Origin of the sequence: Pseudomonas sp. SW-3 (genome assembly GCF_016615645.1) — a bacterium.
Classification (GTDB): domain Bacteria; phylum Pseudomonadota; class Gammaproteobacteria; order Pseudomonadales; family Pseudomonadaceae; genus Aquipseudomonas; species Aquipseudomonas mandelii.
Window position 1 is genome coordinate 5,533,042 of sequence record NZ_CP067098.1, and the last position, 16,328, is coordinate 5,549,369.

The window sequence follows — 16,328 nt, forward strand, 5'->3', positions numbered from 1 at the left end:
TCAATGCTGTTAAACTCCCGCGCCAAATTCCCTCCTGCAAGGCGCACAGCATGTCTTCCTTGAATCAGGCGCTGCGCGCCGCCCTCGATCATCGCCAGGACCTGCTCGCCGAGCTGCATCAGCAAGGCACCGATTGCTATCGCCTGTTCCACGGCAGCCAGGAAGGCGCCGGCGGCCTGACCATCGACCGCTACGGCCCGCAACTGCTGGTACAAAGCTTCCACCAGGCGCTGGAACGTGACGCACTGCTGCAACTGCACGAGACCGTCAATCAACACCTGGGCCTCGATACGCTGCTGGTCTACAACGACCGTTCCCGGGGCAACTCGCGTATCGACCGCGAAGACACCGTCTACCGCGCCGACGAGGCAGCCCTGCAAGACTTGATCGGCCATGAATGGGGCCTGAACTATCGGGTTCGCGGTCGTCATGCCGGCCAGGATCCGCTGCTGTTTCTCGACCTGCGCAACACGCGCGGCTGGGTCAAGGAGCACAGCAAAAACAAAAGCGTGCTCAACCTGTTCGCCTACACCTGTGGTGTCGGCCTGAGTGCTGCGGCCGGCGGGGCAAGTGAGGTGTGCAACCTGGATTTCGCCGAGGGCAATCTGGCGGTCGGCCGCGAGAACGGTCTGCTCAATCCGCAATTGCCGGCCATGGAATTCATCCAGTCCGATTACTTCCCGGCCATCCGCCAACTGGCGGGGCTGCCGATCAGTCAGCGACGCGGGCAGAAACTGCCGAGTTACACGCGTCTCGACCAGCGTCAGTACGACCTGGTGCTGCTCGATCCACCCGCCTGGGCCAAGAGCGCGTTCGGCACGGTCGACCTGCTGCGCGACTACCAGAGCCTGCTCAAACCCGCGCTGCTGACCACCGCCGAGAACGGCGTGCTGATCTGCTGCAACAACCTGGCAAAGGTCAGCATGGACGATTGGCGCGAGCAGGTTTTACGTTGCGCAGAGAAGGCCGGGCGGCCTGTGCGTGAGTGGACGGTGATGAAACCGGGCGGTGATTTCCCGTCGATGGATCAACAGCCGCCGCTGAAGACGTTGATTCTGCAACTCTGATCACGCAGGAAATTTCCTACGCAAATTTCTGAAAAACCAGAAGAGTGCGTTCACTTCGGAACCGGAATCGCGTGCCATACTCCAACGCACTCCGATTCAGACAGATGAAGCCACACATGCCCAAAGGATTGATTCGCGCTATTGGCGCATTGTTGACTGCTCTGGCCCTTTATAGCCTGCTGGGGTTTCTGATTTTGCCGGGCATCGCGTTGCGGGTCGCCAACCAACAATTGGCCAATTACGCCACGATGCCCGCGACGATTTCCCGGATCGAGCTCAACCCCTTCAGCCTGGAAGTGACCCTCTGGGGCCTGGTCATCGGCGAGCCGGGCAAAGAACAGGTCGGTTTCGAACGCCTGTACGCCAACCTGCAGATCGACAGCCTGTGGACCAAGGCGCTGCACCTGTCCGATATCGAAATGGACAAACCCAAGACCGAAATCCTTTTCGGCAAGGACGGCAAGCTCAATCTGCTGGGCCTGTTCAAGATCCCCGCCAGCGAACCGACCCCGGCCGACCCGGAAGCCAAGCCGTTCCCGTTGCGTATCGAGCGGATCAAACTGGCGGGCGGCAATGTGCACTTTCAGGATTTGCGCCCCAGCGAACCCATCGAATTCCTCTACGACAAACTCGACTTCGAGCTGAAGAACCTCAGCACGCTGCCGGAAGACAGTGCCGACATGACGTTGGTAGCCATCGGCCCGGGCGGTGGGCAGCTCGACTGGACCGGTAACTTCAGCCTGATCCCGATTGCCTCCGAAGGTAAGCTCAAGATCACCGACGGCAAGATGAAAGCCTTCTGGCCCTATGTGCGTGACGCGTTGCCCCTGGTGCTCGAAGACGGTGTCGTCAACCTGAGCACTGACTACAAGCTCAACTTGTCCAAGGAAACCGAGCTGCTGCTGAGCAACGTCGCCGTCAGCGTCGCGCCATTTGCCATCAAGGCCCCGGACGGTCGACCACTGGCCAAACTCGAGCGCCTGGACATCAGTGAAACCACGGTGGACCTGGCCAAACAGCAAGTGGTGGTCGGCAAGATCCGTAGCAATAAACTGGAAACCTGGGCCGCCCTGGAAGCAGACGGACAACTCGACTGGCAAAAACTGTTCGCCAGCCAACCGTCCAAAGCTGCAGTAAAAGCCAACGCCGAACCAGCGACAACTCCGGCGGCAGCCGATTCGCCTGAAGCCAAACCCGCGCCACCGAGCAAACCGTGGCAAGTGCTGCTCAAAGACGTGCAACTGCGCAATTACCAGGTTCATCTGGCCGACCGCAAGGCACAACCGGCCGTGGCCCTGGATGTCGGTCCGCTGAACCTCGATTTGCAGAATTTCGACAGCCTCAACGGCTCGCCTTTTAACCTCAAGCTCGACACCGGCGTGGGCAAACAGGGCAGGCTTATGGCCGACGGCGTGGTCAATCTGGCACCGGTCAGCGCCAAACTGAATGTGCAAACCAAAGACATCGACCTGCGTGTCGCCCAGTCCTACATCAACCCGTTCATTCGCCTGGAGCTGCGCAGCGGCATGCTCGGCAGTGATCTGGCGGTCGATCTGAAAAGCACCGAGCCATTGGCATTCAGCGTCACCGGTAAAGCGCAGGTCGATCAACTGCACACCCTCGACACCCTCAAGACCCGCGACTTTCTCAAGTGGCAGCAGCTGGTGCTCGAAGGTCTGAACTATCAGCATGGCGACAGCCTGTCGATCGACAAGGTCAACCTGTTCCAGCCTTACGTGCGTTTCATGATCAACGATGACCGCACCACCAACATCGATGACCTGCTGATCCCGCAACCGGCCGACACCGTAGCTGCCAAGACAGCCGCCAGCAAACCCGCCAGCAAGGACAAACCGCTGGGCATCCACATTGGCGGCATTGCCATCAATGACGGTTCGGCGAACTTCGCCGACTTCAGCCTGACCCCGAACTTCGCCACGGCGGTGCAACAACTCAACGGTCAGATCGGCACCATCGACAGCCGTCAGGCGAAACCGGCCAGCGTCGATATCAAAGGCAAGGTCGACCGTTACGCGCCCGTGACCATCAAGGGTTCGGTCAACCCGTTCGACCCGATGGCCAGCCTCGACATCGCCACCAGTTTCAAACGTGTGGAACTGACCACGCTGACGCCCTACTCCGGCAAGTTCGCCGGGTACCGCATCCGCAAGGGCCGGCTCAATCTCGACCTGCACTACATCATCGTCAAGGGCCAGCTCAAGGCCGAAAACAAAGTGGTGGTCGAGCAACTGCAATTGGGTGAAAAGGTCGACAGCCCGGACGCCGTGAGCCTGCCGCTGAAACTGGCGATCGCGTTGCTCAAGGACGTCGACGGCAAGATTTCAATTGAGCTGCCGGTGACCGGCGACCTGAACAACCCGCAGTTCAGCGTCATGCCGATTGTCTGGCAGACCCTGCGCAACCTGATCGTCAAGGCGGCTGCCGCACCGTTCAAAATGATAGGCGGTCTGGTCAGTGGCGGGGGTTCAGAAGATTTGGGCACTGTCTCGTTTGCGCCGGGCTCCAGTGAGCTGAGCAAGGACGCCGAGGGTTCGTTGATCAAACTGTCCCAGGCCCTCAAGGAACGCCCTGCCCTGCGCCTGGAAATCGAAGGCACCGCAGCCGCCAGCAGCGACGGTCCGCTGATTGCCGAGCAACGGCTTGAGCGCGAATACCAGTACAACTACTACAAAATGCTCCAGCGACGCGGTGACAAGGTTCCGGCCCAGGCTTCATTGCTGCAAGTGCCGGACGGCGAGAAAGGTCCGCTGCTGGAAGGGATCTACCGCACGCGCCTGAAGACCCAGCCACCGGCTGAGTGGAAGGATCTGGGCAAGGAAGAACGCACCGCCAAAATGCGCGCAGACGTGATCAAATTCTGGAGCACCAGTGATGTGTTGCTGCGCCAACTGGGTCAGGAACGCGCCAGCAGCATCAAGGATTACCTGGTGGACAAGGCCCAGATGGCCGATGACCGTGTCTACTTCATCGACGCCCAACTGGGCGAGGCGGAAAGTGACGGTCGGGTGGTAACGCCGATGCACCTGGATGCCGAGTGATGTTCAGACAAGTGTTGATCAGCCTGACCCTGGCGCTGGCGGCCAGTCAGGCCTCGGCGGCCGATACCCTGCGCTGTGGCAGTCAGTTGGTCAGCGTCGGGGACAGGTCCAGTGAAGTGCTGCAGAAGTGCGGTGAACCGGTCAGCCGCGATCTGCTGGGCTACAAGCGCAGCGCCAACCGACGGGAAGAGTTTCAGGTAGAGGAATGGACCTACGGGCCCAATGGCGGGATGTATCAATACCTGCGGTTTGAAGGTAATCGCCTGAAACAGATCACCAGCAAGCGCGGTAACTGAACCTCCGATCCGGAGTGGTTACATCACAAAATGTGGGAGCGAGCCTGCTCGCGATAGCGGTGTGTCATACAGCATTGATGTTGGCTGACACACCGCTATCGCGAGCAGGCTCACTCCCACATTGGTTTGTGCGACGCCCACAATAGAACAGGCCCCCGACACGAATGTCGGAGGCCTGTAATGGCCACATCCTTGTGGCCTTTCGCATGAACTCTCCAGATGCGGCTGGCGTATTGCTCGGCCCGCCTGCCGCGCCTTCTCCCAGTCCAGGCGAGAAGTCTTGCCTTACTCGGCTTTCAGGCCGTCAGCGGAGACCGCCTGGACGCCTTTGATTTTCTTGGCGATGGCCACGGCGGTGGTTTTCTGTGCTTCAGTCACTGCAACAGTGGACGACAGGGAAACAACACCTTTGTTGGTCTCAACCTTGATGTCGGTACCAGGAATGCCTTTTTCGGTTACCAGGTCTGCTTTGACTTTGGTGGTGATCCAGGTATCGGAGGTAGCTTCTTTGGCTTGGGTCACTTCACCGGCGGCCAGGACCATTGGAGCCTGAGTCGCTTGGGTTTGAGCGAATGCAGCGTTGGCCATGGTCAGGGTCAGCGCGGTAGCAGTAGCGGCAGCGATAGCGAACTTCTTCATACGAGTAACTCCTGTTTTTCTAGAAAGTCTGCTGCGTGTCTTGTCAGCAGGGTTACTGGGTATATTGCGAACGCTGTGCCAACTTTGAGACAGCCAATAAATCCTTATAAAACAATAACTTATGAAAACACCTGATTTTCGGAATCATGCAAAATGCATGACTTGGTGATTCTCTACATGCAAGTTGCGGGTTTTGACGTGGGCCTAAGGCCATGAATTGTCGAGAATTTCTTTCTTTAACGCGTTTTTCCCTTCAATAGACAAAAAAATGCCCCGCCTCGTGAAAGGCGGGGCATTTGTTAACCGCGAGTATCAGACGCCTGTGCAGCCTTTAGGTGCGTACTCCTGAGCCACTGTGGTGGCGCAAGTCCAGCCAGTCAGAGAGCGCGTCAGGGTAATGGTTTTGCTCAAGACCGGACCTGGAGCGTTAAGGATCGTGCAACCGATGGTGCCGGTACCATCAGTCGCGACACCCGCTGCCGTGGTTGTGCAATTGGAAGTCGTGGCGGTTCCGCCCACTTTTGTCAGATCCGGATTGGTACCAGAGTTCATGAGGTCCTCAAACGGGACTTTCAACGCCGTGATCTCTGCCAGACCGGCCGTCACCTTGGCACGCGCTTGATACTTCGAATAAGCCGGCAACGCAAACGTCGCCAGAATCCCGATGATCGCCACCACGATCAGCAGTTCGATCAGGGTAAAACCTTTTTGAGTATTCATAGACAGGCTCCATGCATGAGTCGAAATCTCATGATCTGAATGAACTTCAGCACAGCCCGTGCCAAGCGCTGCGCCCCCAATTGGCGGGGCGTGAAGCCAGGTCAGGGACCTTTCCTACCCCCAGGATCCGCACTATCTGACACTATTTGTCACCTGACGGCCGCTGGTTTGGCTCAGCGCCTTGACTAGGCTATAAGTCATGAACTGTCTGCGTCCGGTATCCCCATGAATGACATCGCCCTAAGCGGTCTGGCCAAGCAACTGGTCATGGCCGAACTGCTCACTGAGCAAAGCGCGCAACAGGCGTATCTGCATGCCCAACGCAGCAAAATCTCCCTGGTCAGTTACCTGGTGCAGAACAAGCTGGTGAAGAGCAGGCAGGTTGCCGAGATTGCCTCGGAGCATTTCGGCATGGCGCTGCTCGACCTCAATTGCCTGGACAAGGAAGCCCAGCCTCGAGGGTTGGTCAGCGAGAAACTGATCCGTCAGCACCACGCCCTGCCCCTCTGGCGCCGTGGCAACAAACTGTTCGTGGGGGTTTCCGACCCGACCAATCATCAAGCCATCAATGACATCCAGTTCAGCACAGGTCTGAACACCGAAGCCATTCTGGTAGAGGACGATAAGCTCGGCGATGCCATCGAGAAGTTCTTCGACAGCCAAGCAACCGGCCTGGAAGACATGGCCGATGTTGACCTTGACGGGCTGGACATCGAGTCGGTCGACGACAACAAAAAGGACGCCATCGCCGGCCAGGATGCCGATGACGCGCCGGTGGTGCGCTTCGTCCACAAGATGTTGCTCGATGCGATCAAGAGCGGCTCTTCCGACCTGCATTTCGAGCCCTACGAAAAAACCTACCGGGTGCGGATGCGCACCGACGGCATGCTGCGAGAAGTCGCCAAGCCGCCGAGCCAACTGGCCAACCGCATTGCGGCGCGGCTGAAAGTCATGGCCAGCCTCGACATCTCCGAGCGGCGCAAACCCCAGGACGGACGGATCAAGATGCGCCTGTCCAAGACCAAGTCCATCGACTTCCGGGTCAACACCCTGCCGACCCTGTGGGGCGAGAAAGTGGTGATCCGGATCCTCGACCCATCCAGCGCACAAATGGGCATCGACGCCCTCGGCTACGAGCCTGAACAGAAAGCCTTGTACATGGCTGCGCTGAAGCAGCCACAGGGCATGATCCTGGTCACCGGGCCGACCGGTTCGGGCAAGACCGTGTCGCTCTACACCGGGTTGAATATCCTCAACACCGTGGACATCAACATCTCCACCGCCGAAGACCCGGTGGAGATCAACATGGAAGGCATCAATCAGGTCAACGTCAATCCCAAGCAAGGGCTGGATTTCGCCCAGGCTCTGCGCTCGTTCCTGCGTCAGGACCCGGACGTGATCATGGTCGGCGAGATCCGCGACCTCGAAACCGCCGAAATCGCCATCAAGGCCGCCCAGACCGGGCACATGGTGCTTTCCACCCTGCACACCAACAGCGCCGCAGAAACCCTGACCCGCCTGCACAACATGGGCATTCAGGGCTTCAACATCGCCACCTCGGTCACCCTGATCATCGCCCAGCGGCTGGCGCGCAAACTGTGCAGCCATTGCAAGAAACCCATCGAGATTCCCCACGAGGCGTTGCTCAAGGAAGGCTTCCCCGAGGAACGCATCGGCTCGTTCACGATCTATGAGCCGGTCGGTTGCGATCAGTGCAACGGCGGTTACAAGGGGCGAGTGGGGATTTATGAAGTGGTGAAAAACACACCGGACCTGCAACGGCTGATCATGGCCGAAGGCAATTCCCTGGAAATCGACATTCAGATGCGCAAGGACGGTTTTAATGACTTGCGCACCTCGGGCTTGATCAAGGCCATGCAAGGCGTCACCAGCCTTGAAGAAATCAACCGGGTCACCAAGGACTGAACATGGCGGTCAAAGCAGCAAAAATCAGCGTCTACGCCTGGGAAGGCACGGACAGGAAAGGATCAAAGATGACCGGCGAGTTGAGCGGTCTCAACCCGGCCTTGATCAAGGCTCAATTGCGCAAACAGGGGATCAACCCCGGCAAGGTGCGCAAGAAATCCGCCTCGATTTTCAGTTTCGGCAATCGGATCAAGGCTCAGGAAATCGCCCTGTTTACCCGGCAAATGGCAACGATGATGAAAGCCGGCGTGCCGCTGCTGCAATCGTTCGACATCATCGGAGAAGGCTTCGACAACCCGGCCATGCGCAAACTGGTGGACGAGGTGAAGCAGGAAGTCGCGGCGGGTAACAGCTTCGCCGCGTCCTTGCGTAAAAAACCGCAGTATTTCGACGAGCTGTACTGCAACCTCGTCGACGCAGGTGAGCAGGCTGGCGCTCTGGATACCCTGCTGGAACGGGTGGCGACCTATAAGGAAAAGAGCGAAAGCCTCAAGGCCAAGATCAAGAAAGCCATGACCTACCCGCTGGCCGTGGTCTTTGTGGCGATCATTGTCACCGGGATTCTGCTGATCAAGGTGGTGCCGCAGTTCGAGTCGGTGTTCAAGGGCTTTGGCGCCGAGTTGCCGGCCTTCACCGTGATGGTCATCGGCTTGTCGGAGTTCTTGCAGGCCTGGTGGTGGATGATGCTTGGCGCGTTGATCGCCGCGATCTTCGGTGTGCGCCACGCCTTTAAAACATCCGAGGCCTTTCGGGACCGCACGGACACCTGGCTGCTGAAGCTGCCGCTGATCGGCACCTTGATGTACAAGTCCGCCGTGGCCCGTTACGCCCGCACCCTGTCGACCACATTCGCCGCCGGCGTGCCGTTGGTCGAAGCCCTGGATTCAGTGGCGGGCGCGACCGGCAACATCGTGTTCAAACGGGCGGTGCTGCGCATCAAGCAGGACGTGTCGACCGGCATGCAGCTGAATTTCTCGATGCGCACCTCAGGCATCTTTCCCAGTATGGCGATCCAACTGACCGCCATTGGCGAAGAATCCGGCGCTCTGGACGACATGCTCGATAAGGTCGCGAGCTTCTACGAGGACGAAGTGGACAATATGGTCGATAACCTCACCAGCCTGATGGAGCCGTTCATCATGGTGGTGCTGGGTGTTATTGTCGGTGGCCTGGTGGTTGCGATGTACCTGCCCATCTTCCAACTCGGCTCAGCGATCTGACATGCCCTTGAACGAAGTCCTGATCCTCTATCCGCTGGTGTTCGTGGTCATCGCCTTGGCAGTCGGCCTGCTGGTAGGCAGTTTCCTCAACGTGGTGGTCTGGCGCCTGCCGAAAATGCTCCAACGCGAATGGCGGCTGCAAGCCCATGACGTGTTGGGTTTTCCGCCCGAGGCACCGGGCACCGCCTACAACTTGATGCTGCCTCATTCCCACTGCCCGCAGTGCGACCATCGAATCCGCGCCTGGGAAAACATCCCGCTGCTCAGTTATCTGTTTTTACGGGGTCGATGCTCGAACTGCGCCGCGCCAATCAGCAAACGTTATCCGCTGACTGAACTGGCCTGCGGTCTGCTCTCGGGGTTTATCGCCTGGCATTTCGGCTTCGGCTGGCAGGCCTGCATGGTGCTGGTGCTGACCTGGGGCCTGCTGGCGATGAGTCTGATCGACGCCGAGCATCAACTGTTGCCGGATGTGCTGGTACTGCCACTGCTGTGGCTGGGGTTGATCGTCAACAGCTTCGGGCTGTTCGTGTCACTGCATGAGGCATTGTGGGGCGCTGTGGCCGGTTATATGACCTTGTGGTCGGTGTTCTGGCTGTTCAAGCTGCTCACCGGCAAGGACGGAATCGGCCATGGCGATTTCAAGTTACTGGCCCTGCTCGGGGCCTGGGGCGGCTGGCAGATATTGCCGTTGACCATTCTGCTGTCATCGCTCGTGGGGGCCATCATCGGGGTGATTTTGCTGCGACTGCGCAACGCGCAAACCTCAACTCCGATCCCCTTCGGACCCTTTCTGGCAATTGCCGGCTGGATTGCCTTGCTCTGGGGTGGTCAAATAACCGGCTTCTATTGGCAGTTTGTCGGTTTGAAATGAATACCCCTGTGGAAAAACCCTGGATTCTCGGCCTGACCGGCGGCATCGGCAGCGGCAAAAGCGCGGCTGCCCAGCACTTCATCGACCTGGGCGTGCACGTGGTGGACGCCGATCACGCAGCCCGTTGGGTGGTGGAGCCGGGGCGCCCGGCGCTGGCGAAGATCGCTGAACATTTCGGCCCCGGCGTATTGCAAGCCGACGGACAACTGGATCGCGCGGCGTTGCGCAAACTGATCTTTGAGGTGCCGGAGGAACGCCGCTGGCTCGAAGCGTTGCTGCATCCGCTGATCGCCAAGGAAATCACCGATCACCTGGCCAAGGCACAATCGCCTTACGCGATTCTGGTTTCGCCGTTGCTGATCGAGTCCGGGCAGTACGCCATGACCCAACGGGTCCTGGTGATCGATGCCCCGGAACAACTACAGATCGAACGCACCTTGCAGCGTGACCAGACCAGCGAGCAACAGGTCCAGGCGATCCTCAAGGCGCAATCCAGCCGCCAGGACCGCTTGAGCCACGCCGACGATGTGGTGGTCAACGACCGCGACCTCGCCTGGCTGCACAGCGAGGTCGAACGCCTGCATCACTTTTACCTTACTTTGCGTGGAGGCCAGTCATGAGCCAAACCCCAACCGTCAATTGCCCAACCTGTGGCGCCCCTGTCGAATGGAGCGCCGACAGCACGTTCCGGCCATTCTGTTCGGACCGTTGCAAACTGATCGACCTGGGCGCCTGGGCGTCGGAAGAACACAAGATTCCGGTCAGCCCGGACGCCGAAGACGAGATGTTCAGCGAAGACTTCGACCCGCGTCACTGACACTCAAGGCCGCATAAAGCCGTAGTCCTGGTCTTCATCGAGGTTTTCCGCCAGAAAGCGCAACTCGTCGGCCAGGTCTTCGGCACTGCGCACCGCCTTGCTCTGCTGCACCACCGCGCTGAGCAAGGCGCGCAGGCTCAATCCCGGATCAAACCCCACTTCCTGTGCGTTATCCAGACTCTGACGCAACTCCTGCCTTGCCCATTCGTACACACTCATTTCGATGCTCCTGTAGGTTTTGTGGAGCATGAAAGCGTCAGCGTTTTATCGATTTGATGTGGATCAAGATTTGGGATCGTCGTCTTTCCAGGGCGCCGAAAGGTAGCGCGTGCGGTTGAAGGTCTCCAGCCATTCCGGGCTGAACACCACCAGCGCGCTGACAATCATGCCGTTGATGAAGGCTTCGGGAAAAATCAGCAGCCACAGATAACCGACAAAATCTTCCAGCCAGTACGGCATCTCGAAACGTTCGTTGAACCACAACAGCCACAGCGCCAGCAATAGACATAGCAACGCTGACAACGCCGCGGCGAAGAAGCCGGAAACGAAGATATACACAAAGGGATTACGTGGCTGCGCGCGTTCGACCAGGATCGCACAGCATTCGGTCACCAGCACCGGCAGCACAATCAGCAGCGCACCGTTGACCCCGACGGCCGCCAGGTCCTGACGCCCGAGCAGCACCAGCCCGCATTGCGCCACCAAGGCACCGACGATCGCCAACGGCCAATCCAGCAGCAACGTCACAGCCGTCATGCCAATGAAGTGATACGACACGCCTGTATCGAAATCACGTCGCACCAGCCACAGCATGAACAGCGCGAACACTGTGCCGAACAGCAAATGCTGACGGCGGCTGTCGGTGAACAGCTCAACCCAAGGCGCACGCCAGAGGGCCCAGAGCAGCACGGACACATAAATCAGCCAGCCGACTGTCAGCGTTTGCTGGGACAGCAGCTCGGCACCGATCATGGTCCAGCCTTCTCCAGCGCCTCATGCAACTGCGCGGCCGTGGCATATTCGTGTTGCGCAACCAATTGGCCATCTTTGAGTTGCAGCCACAGCACTTTATCCACAGCCCCGGGATAACGCGGCGCCACACGCCCCTCGCGGTCCAACATGACCCGATAGGAGTAATCACGCATGGCCGGAACGGCAAACATCTTCGCGATCAGCCGTGGCATGCGCTGGATGTCCGCTAAAAACACAACGTGGCGCGCCTCCAGATAACCCTTGGGCTCGCCTTTCAGCGCAGCGTCAACCAGTTTGGCGGCGTCCATGCTTCGCGCCACCAGCAACGTCTGAGTCTGGTGATCGAGCGTATAGGCCTGGTCGAATTGATCGAGCAAGGTCCAGGGCGCGAGTCGCTCGCCCACCTCCACCGCCTGGGCCCATAAGGGCAGAAGCCCCAGTAGCAACACCGGCCAATATTTCACATTCACCCCCTTGTCGGATCAATTACACACAGTGGCCATCAGTCTACACCGCCCGATCCGACTGCCCAGTGACGTCCTTTACCGGTAAACGCTTTCTGCTTGTCGCATTTGAACGCTAAGCTTGGGCCTATGGATGACTCAGATTATTTACGCCTGCTGACCATCGCGGCCGAGCAAGCCAACGCCTTTCTGTCCAATGCCCGCAAATGGGAGCGTGAGCGTTGGGTTTGTCAGCGCCTGTTGCAAGGCCTGAACATTCCCTATCGCGCCGACGAGTTCGCGCCTGCCGGGGAGCCGCCGGACGTGCTGTTCCGCGACGCCAGTTTCGAGGTGTTCTTCGTCCTCGACGAGGGACGGCGTCTCAACGACGAATGGCGCGATGAACTGCAACGCCGGCGCAGCGCGTTTTCCCTGAGCCAACTGGTGCGTCGCGAGGCCAAGCCCCGACGCATTCCCGCCAATGAATTCCTGCTGAGACTGGCGCCGACCTTGCGTAAAAAAGCCCACAACTACAAAGAACGCGGCATGGACCTGGGGGAACTGGACATCATTGCGTTCGCCAGCCTCAAGCGTGAAGTACTGGACCTCAACAGCCATTTTCCGCCGCCGACCGAATATTTGCGCCAGGGCTGGCGCTCGCTGTCGTTGGTCGGTCCGACCTTCGCCCGAGTGCTGTTTGCACATCCGGACGCTCCGGACTTCCTGCGCAGTAACCTTGGCCGCAGCATCGTTTTCGACGTCGGGATCAGCCTGTGAGCCCATTGCAGGCATTAATCGCCGAAGTCCCGCAAGCCGGCCGCGTGCGCTGGATCGGCGTGCGCCCGGAGCCTCACGTGCCAATGATCGAACTGGATGCCGTTGAGGCGCGACTTGAAGCCGGCCTGACTGGCGATCGAGCCCGCCCGGGAGTCCGTAACGCACGGCAAGTGACGTTGATTCAGTGGGAGCATCTGGCGGTGATCAGTTCGCTGATGGGCCGCCCGCACGACAAACCGGTCTTGCCTGAAGATTTGCGGCGCAACCTCGTTATCAGTGGTATCAACCTGTTCAGCCTCAAGGGTCGTCGCTTCCGCATCGGCCAGGCGATTTTCGAAACCACCGGCTGGTGCCAGCCTTGCGCGCGCCTGCAAAACAACCTCGGCCCCGGAACGTTTCAGGCTGTGCGCGGACATGGCGGAATCACGGCCCGAGTGCTACAAGGTGGAATCATTCGCCTGGACGACAGGGTGAGCGTCGAGCCCATTCCCGACAGCGGCTATGCTCCGTTCAACGTTCGTTAATCAGCCTGTAGCTTCTACACCTTCAGCAACGTCTACCTGACGAGGCCCAATATGACCAGCCGCCTGAACCCCGACGACCAGAAGCATGTCGAAGAGTACCTGCACCTGTCCCAGCACCGAGTCGAGCGCCGGCCTTTCCGGCCGTGGATGCTCCTGGTGGTGGTGTTGGCAGTGACCATTGGTTTAGGCCTGTTGAGCCGATTTATCAGTTACCTGACGCTATGAGCTGCCTCGCGCTCGCTCGGTTGACTGCACCGATTTCTTTTAGCCTTGCGAGATATCCCTATGACTCATCGTATTGTCATCGTTGGCGGCGGCGCCGGCGGTCTGGAGTTGGCTACCCGTCTGGGTAAGACTCTGGGCAAACGTGGCACTGCCAGCGTGATGCTGGTCGACGCGAACCTGACCCACATCTGGAAGCCGTTGTTGCACGAAGTGGCGGCCGGGTCGCTGAACTCTTCCGAAGACGAACTCAACTATGTTGCCCAGGCGAAATGGAACCACTTCGAGTTCCAGCTGGGGCGCATGAGTGGCCTCGACCGCGAGCAGAAGAAAATCCAGCTGGCCGCCACTTACGACGAAGCCGGCCTGGAACTGGTACCGGCGCGTGAAGTGGCTTACGACTCGCTGGTGATTGCCGTCGGCAGTACCACCAACGATTTCGGCACGCAGGGCGCGGCGCAGCATTGCCTGTTTCTCGACACCCGCAAACAGGCCGAGCGTTTCCACCAGCAACTGCTCAATCACTACCTGCGCGCCCATGCCGGGCAGACCGACAAGGTCGAGCAGATCAGCGTCGCCATCGTTGGCGCGGGTGCCACCGGTGTCGAACTGGCAGCAGAACTGCACAACGCCGCCCACGAGCTGGCGGCCTATGGCCTGGACCGGATCAAACCGGAAAACATGCACATCACCCTGATCGAAGCTGGCCCACGAGTGCTGCCAGCCCTGCCGGAACGCATCGGCGGGCCTGTGCATAAAACCCTGGAGAAACTCGGGGTCAATGTGATGACCAACGCCGCCGTCAGCGAAGTGACCGCTGATAGCTTGATCACTGCCGATGGCAACGTGATCAACGCCAGCCTGAAAGTCTGGGCCGCCGGCATTCGTGCGCCGGGTTTCCTCAAAGACATCGATGGCCTGGAAACCAACCGCATCAACCAGCTGCAAGTGCTGCCGACTCTGCAAACCACCCGCGATGAAAACATCTTCGCCTTCGGTGACTGCGCGGCCTGCCCTCAACCGGGCACCGATCGTAACGTACCGCCGCGCGCGCAAGCCGCACATCAGCAGGCCTCGTTACTGGCAAAATCGCTGAAACTGCGGATCGAAGGCAAGGCGTTGCCGGAGTACAAATACACCGACTACGGCTCACTGATCTCACTGTCGCGTTTTTCGGCTGTGGGTAACTTGATGGGCAACCTGACCGGAAGCGTGATGCTCGAAGGCTGGCTGGCGCGGATGTTTTACGTGTCGCTGTATCGCATGCACCAGATGGCGCTGTATGGCGCGTTTCGCACGGCGATGTTGATGCTCGGCAGCAAGATTGGGCGCGGGACTGAGCCGCGACTCAAACTGCATTAACATCTTCAGCGTCCATTAGGGCCTCTTCGCGGGCACGCTTCGCTCCTACAAGTTAACCACCGATCTGTAGGAGCGAGGCTTGCCCGCGAATGAGGCACCTCGGTCCACTTGTGTGTCCCACTGTATCTCCCCCCACGATTCCTCCCCTTCGCTTACAAACTCCCCCTTGCGCGACACAGTAGCGATACACCCCGCCCCTTAAATGGCCACATCCGAGCAAGGCAACTCGCCCGCTACGGTTATCGCCGCACTCACGTGGCGTCCTTTATCGAACGGTTGTGTCGTGCAACCCAGGAGTATTGAAATGTCCCGTACTACCAAAAACACTATTGGCCTGCTCGGCGCTGTTCTGGCCGGCGGCATGATGTTGTCCGGTTCCGTATTCGCTGCGCAGCCGTTGACCCAAGGCTATTTGCTGGCCTCGGCTGAGCAAGTGGTGAAAACCCCTGAAGGCAAATGTGGCGAAGGCAAGTGTGGCGATGCGTCGATGGCGAAGACCGATACCGATGGCGACGGCAAGGTCTCCCGCGCCGAATTCCAGAAAGTCGCGCCGAAGTCCAATTTCGACAAGATCGACACCAACCATGACGGCTTCATCGACGAGCAAGAGGCTTACGACAACGTAAAAGCCAACTTCGAAGCCAATGGCAAGAAAATGCCAAAAGGTCTGTTCGAACATTTGAAAGACCAAGACGGCGCCTAAGCCTTCAGGAATCAAACCGCGTTTTTCTTTCGGGAAACGCGGTTTTTTTTCGGCTGGCGATTTACACCTGGAAGCGCTGCCCTGGAGTTATACGATAACTGAAGTGTTGTTTTTTGCAGACAAAAAAAATCCCCGTATCTTTCGATACGAGGATTTTTAATATGGTCGGGGTAAGGGGATTCGAACTCCTGACATCCTGCTCCCAAAGCAGGCGCGCTACCGGACTGCGCTATACCCCGGTAAAAAAAAGGCACCTTTTAAAGGCGCCTTCTGCGAACAGAGCTTTTGGCGTCTGATCTTAAGATCTGATCCCAGCGTTAACTGGTTTCAAAAATGGTGGGTCGTGTGGGATTCGAACCTACGACCAATTGGTTAAAAGCCAACTGCTCTACCAACTGAGCTAACGACCCAAAAATGGTCGGGGTAAGGGGATTCGAACTCCTGACATCCTGCTCCCAAAGCAGGCGCGCTACCGGACTGCGCTATACCCCGGTTTGAAATTGGCTCCGTGACCAGGACTCGAACCTGGGACCCAATGATTAACAGTCATTTGCTCTACCGACTGAGCTATCACGGAACTACATATTTCAATTACAACGTTTGACGCTTTGTTGCACTCTCTTCGACCCGTTCGCATCGCTGCGTTCGTGTGTCTGAGGCGCGCTATTCTACAATCTTAAGCACCTCTGTCAACCCCTTAAATTGCA

Annotated in this window: 18 protein-coding genes and 4 tRNA genes; 13 read left to right on the forward strand and 9 right to left on the reverse strand. The window is 58.6% G+C overall.

Features of this window, described 5'->3' with window-relative positions:
• The first annotated feature begins 50 nt into the window (after positions 1-50).
• The 3 genes from JIO00_RS25000 to JIO00_RS25010 all read left to right on the forward strand — a co-directional run bounded on the left by JIO00_RS25000 (position 51) and on the right by JIO00_RS25010 (position 4,422).
• The gene (locus JIO00_RS25000) at positions 51-1,067 is read left to right on the forward strand and encodes a class I SAM-dependent rRNA methyltransferase (RefSeq protein WP_010467591.1); all 1,017 of its coding nucleotides are present in this window, start codon (positions 51-53) and stop codon (positions 1,065-1,067) included.
• Between the two features lie 104 nt (positions 1,068-1,171).
• Positions 1,172-4,126 (forward strand): DUF748 domain-containing protein, encoded by a 2,955-nt coding sequence (locus JIO00_RS25005; RefSeq protein ID WP_200667026.1) that lies wholly within the window; start codon positions 1,172-1,174, stop codon positions 4,124-4,126.
• Positions 4,126-4,422, forward strand: a complete 297-nt coding sequence (locus JIO00_RS25010; RefSeq protein ID WP_154501766.1) for a DUF2845 domain-containing protein — start codon at positions 4,126-4,128, stop codon at positions 4,420-4,422. The genes JIO00_RS25005 and JIO00_RS25010 overlap by 1 nt, the downstream gene beginning before the upstream one ends.
• 285 nt (positions 4,423-4,707) lie before the next feature.
• Here JIO00_RS25010 and JIO00_RS25015 read toward each other — a convergent pair whose 3' ends face one another.
• Positions 4,708-5,061: a BON domain-containing protein gene (locus tag JIO00_RS25015; RefSeq protein WP_010467586.1), complete on the reverse strand. Its 354-nt coding sequence runs from the start codon at positions 5,059-5,061 to the stop codon at positions 4,708-4,710.
• Positions 5,062-5,373: 312 nt separating this feature from the next.
• Positions 5,374-5,781 (reverse strand): pilin, encoded by a 408-nt coding sequence (locus JIO00_RS25020; RefSeq protein ID WP_010467585.1) that lies wholly within the window; start codon positions 5,779-5,781, stop codon positions 5,374-5,376.
• Between the two features lie 225 nt (positions 5,782-6,006).
• On the opposite strand from JIO00_RS25020, the gene pilB reads away from it, so the two are divergent.
• Genes pilB through yacG form a run of 5 tightly spaced genes read left to right on the forward strand, consistent with a single transcriptional unit; the run spans position 6,007 to position 10,618 of the window.
• Positions 6,007-7,707: a type IV-A pilus assembly ATPase PilB gene (gene pilB / locus JIO00_RS25025; RefSeq protein ID WP_200667028.1), complete on the forward strand. Its 1,701-nt coding sequence runs from the start codon at positions 6,007-6,009 to the stop codon at positions 7,705-7,707.
• A 2-nt stretch (positions 7,708-7,709) separates the two neighbouring features.
• Positions 7,710-8,927 carry a type II secretion system F family protein gene (locus JIO00_RS25030; protein WP_010467583.1) on the forward strand — a complete coding sequence of 406 codons (1,218 nt, stop codon included), beginning with the start codon at positions 7,710-7,712 and terminating at the stop codon, positions 8,925-8,927.
• 1 nt (position 8,928) lies between these two features.
• Positions 8,929-9,801: a prepilin peptidase gene (locus tag JIO00_RS25035; protein ID WP_145308756.1), complete on the forward strand. Its 873-nt coding sequence runs from the start codon at positions 8,929-8,931 to the stop codon at positions 9,799-9,801.
• On the forward strand, positions 9,798-10,421 hold the full coding sequence (gene coaE, locus JIO00_RS25040; protein WP_042932554.1) for a dephospho-CoA kinase: 624 nt from the start codon (positions 9,798-9,800) through the stop codon (positions 10,419-10,421). Before JIO00_RS25035 ends, coaE begins: the two co-directional genes overlap by 4 nt.
• Positions 10,418-10,618 (forward strand): DNA gyrase inhibitor YacG, encoded by a 201-nt coding sequence (gene yacG, locus JIO00_RS25045; protein ID WP_010467579.1) that lies wholly within the window; start codon positions 10,418-10,420, stop codon positions 10,616-10,618. The genes coaE and yacG overlap by 4 nt, the downstream gene beginning before the upstream one ends.
• Positions 10,619-10,621: 3 nt before the next feature.
• Here the strand turns inward: yacG and JIO00_RS25050 are convergent, their stop codons facing one another.
• From JIO00_RS25050 to JIO00_RS25060, 3 genes are all read right to left on the reverse strand, one after another.
• Positions 10,622-10,837, reverse strand: a complete 216-nt coding sequence (locus tag JIO00_RS25050) for a hypothetical protein (RefSeq protein WP_010467577.1) — start codon at positions 10,835-10,837, stop codon at positions 10,622-10,624.
• A 63-nt stretch (positions 10,838-10,900) separates the two neighbouring features.
• The gene (locus JIO00_RS25055) at positions 10,901-11,590 is read right to left on the reverse strand and encodes an energy-coupling factor ABC transporter permease (RefSeq protein WP_083375730.1); all 690 of its coding nucleotides are present in this window, start codon (positions 11,588-11,590) and stop codon (positions 10,901-10,903) included.
• Positions 11,587-12,054, reverse strand: coding sequence for a hypothetical protein (locus JIO00_RS25060; RefSeq protein ID WP_010467572.1), 468 nt, complete (start codon positions 12,052-12,054; stop codon positions 11,587-11,589). The genes JIO00_RS25055 and JIO00_RS25060 overlap by 4 nt, the downstream gene beginning before the upstream one ends.
• Positions 12,055-12,183: 129 nt before the next feature.
• Here JIO00_RS25060 and JIO00_RS25065 point away from each other — a divergent pair, with 129 nt between their 5' ends.
• The 5 genes from JIO00_RS25065 (at position 12,184) to JIO00_RS25085 (ending at position 15,621) form a co-directional block, all read left to right on the forward strand.
• Positions 12,184-12,810 carry a DUF1780 domain-containing protein gene (locus tag JIO00_RS25065; protein WP_007970534.1) on the forward strand — a complete coding sequence of 209 codons (627 nt, stop codon included), beginning with the start codon at positions 12,184-12,186 and terminating at the stop codon, positions 12,808-12,810.
• Positions 12,807-13,334: an MOSC domain-containing protein gene (locus tag JIO00_RS25070; protein WP_010467568.1), complete on the forward strand. Its 528-nt coding sequence runs from the start codon at positions 12,807-12,809 to the stop codon at positions 13,332-13,334. Before JIO00_RS25065 ends, JIO00_RS25070 begins: the two co-directional genes overlap by 4 nt.
• 51 nt (positions 13,335-13,385) lie before the next feature.
• Positions 13,386-13,559, forward strand: a complete 174-nt coding sequence (locus JIO00_RS25075) for a DUF3094 domain-containing protein (protein ID WP_008028730.1) — start codon at positions 13,386-13,388, stop codon at positions 13,557-13,559.
• Between the two features lie 60 nt (positions 13,560-13,619).
• The gene (locus JIO00_RS25080; RefSeq protein ID WP_010467566.1) at positions 13,620-14,918 is read left to right on the forward strand and encodes an NAD(P)/FAD-dependent oxidoreductase; all 1,299 of its coding nucleotides are present in this window, start codon (positions 13,620-13,622) and stop codon (positions 14,916-14,918) included.
• 304 nt (positions 14,919-15,222) lie between these two features.
• Positions 15,223-15,621, forward strand: coding sequence for an HvfA family oxazolone/thioamide-modified RiPP metallophore (locus JIO00_RS25085; protein WP_010467563.1), 399 nt, complete (start codon positions 15,223-15,225; stop codon positions 15,619-15,621).
• 162 nt (positions 15,622-15,783) lie between these two features.
• Here JIO00_RS25085 and JIO00_RS25090 read toward each other — a convergent pair.
• From JIO00_RS25090 to JIO00_RS25105, 4 genes are all read right to left on the reverse strand, one after another.
• Positions 15,784-15,860 (reverse strand) — tRNA-Pro (locus tag JIO00_RS25090).
• Positions 15,861-15,955: 95 nt separating this feature from the next.
• Positions 15,956-16,031: transfer RNA gene (locus JIO00_RS25095), tRNA-Lys, on the reverse strand.
• A gap of 5 nt (positions 16,032-16,036) precedes the next feature.
• Positions 16,037-16,113 (reverse strand) — tRNA-Pro (locus JIO00_RS25100).
• 9 nt (positions 16,114-16,122) lie between these two features.
• Positions 16,123-16,198 (reverse strand) — tRNA-Asn (locus JIO00_RS25105).
• Positions 16,199-16,328: the final 130 nt, after the last annotated feature.